This window comes from Verminephrobacter aporrectodeae subsp. tuberculatae At4, assembly GCF_000193225.1.
Lineage (GTDB): Bacteria > Pseudomonadota > Gammaproteobacteria > Burkholderiales > Burkholderiaceae_C > Acidovorax > Acidovorax aporrectodeae.
On record NZ_AFAL01000181.1, the window covers coordinates 1 to 999 of the forward strand.

The 999-nt window shown below is 65.2% G+C and carries 1 protein-coding gene; it reads left to right on the forward strand.

Annotated elements, in window-relative coordinates:
* Positions 1 to 285: 285 nt before the first annotated feature.
* The coding region (locus VTU_RS0105655; RefSeq protein ID WP_010101792.1) for an MFS transporter at positions 286 to 999 on the forward strand (714 nt) is incomplete at its 3' end.

The window sequence follows — 999 nt, forward strand, 5'->3', positions numbered from 1 at the left end:
AATGGAAGGTGCGCACACCTGCTTGGTCCAAGCGCCCGCTTGGGCGTCCAAGCCCACGGCCAGTATTCCCCCAAGCTGCGGTGATCAGACCAGCACCCGATGCAGGTCCACGCCCACGCCAAGGGTTTCCCCGGTGGACACGGCCCCGACCAGGCCCTATCGTGCCCCGGCAGATTTCCAGATCAGAGACCATCTGCGAGATGGTCCATCTGCGCGTGCTGACGCGTGCCAACGCACGCACCCTGCACCGGCCTCTTGCAGAAACGAATACCGCAGGAGACCGCTGTGCAAAACTCTGCCATCACACTTCGTGGCATCGACGACGTCATCGCCTTTATCGATTCCTCCCCTGGCATTCGCGGCCGCGCCGGCGTTGTCTGGTGGCTGGCTTTGGGCGGCCTGTTCCTTGATGCATTCTCCAATTCCTCACTGAGCGCGGGCCTGGGGCCAATGACGCGCGATTTGCAGCTTGCGCCGGCGCAGGTGGCGCTGCTCACGTCCCTGGCCGCGTGGGTGGCGATTGCCTTTAACCCCATCGGGGGGTGGATGGCCGATCGCTGGGGGCGCGTCAGGCCGCTGGTCCTTGCCAAGCTGCTTGCCGTCGTCGGCGCCGTGCTGGTCGTGTTGGCCTCGGACTACGCGCTCATTCTGGTCGGGCGCTTTCTTGTCGGCGCTGCCTACGGCATCGACTTTGCGATAGCCATGGCCGTGCTCGCCGAGTTCACGCCCGCCAAGTTCAAGAGCCGCCTGAACACTTGGCAGGGCATGTGGTACGTGGCCGTTTGCTCCAACCTGCTGCTGGCCTTGCTGTTCCATTCGTGGGACGTTGGCGACGCAATCTGGCGCTATTCCGTGGCCGCCACCGCAGTCGTCGGGCTCGCCATCCTGGTTTTGCAGTACCTGTTCCTCGTGGAAAGCCCGATCTGGCTGGCGCGCAGGGAGCGGCTCGACGCCGCCGCGCAGGCCATGGCGCGCATCTACGGCCGCGCATTCAGCGCC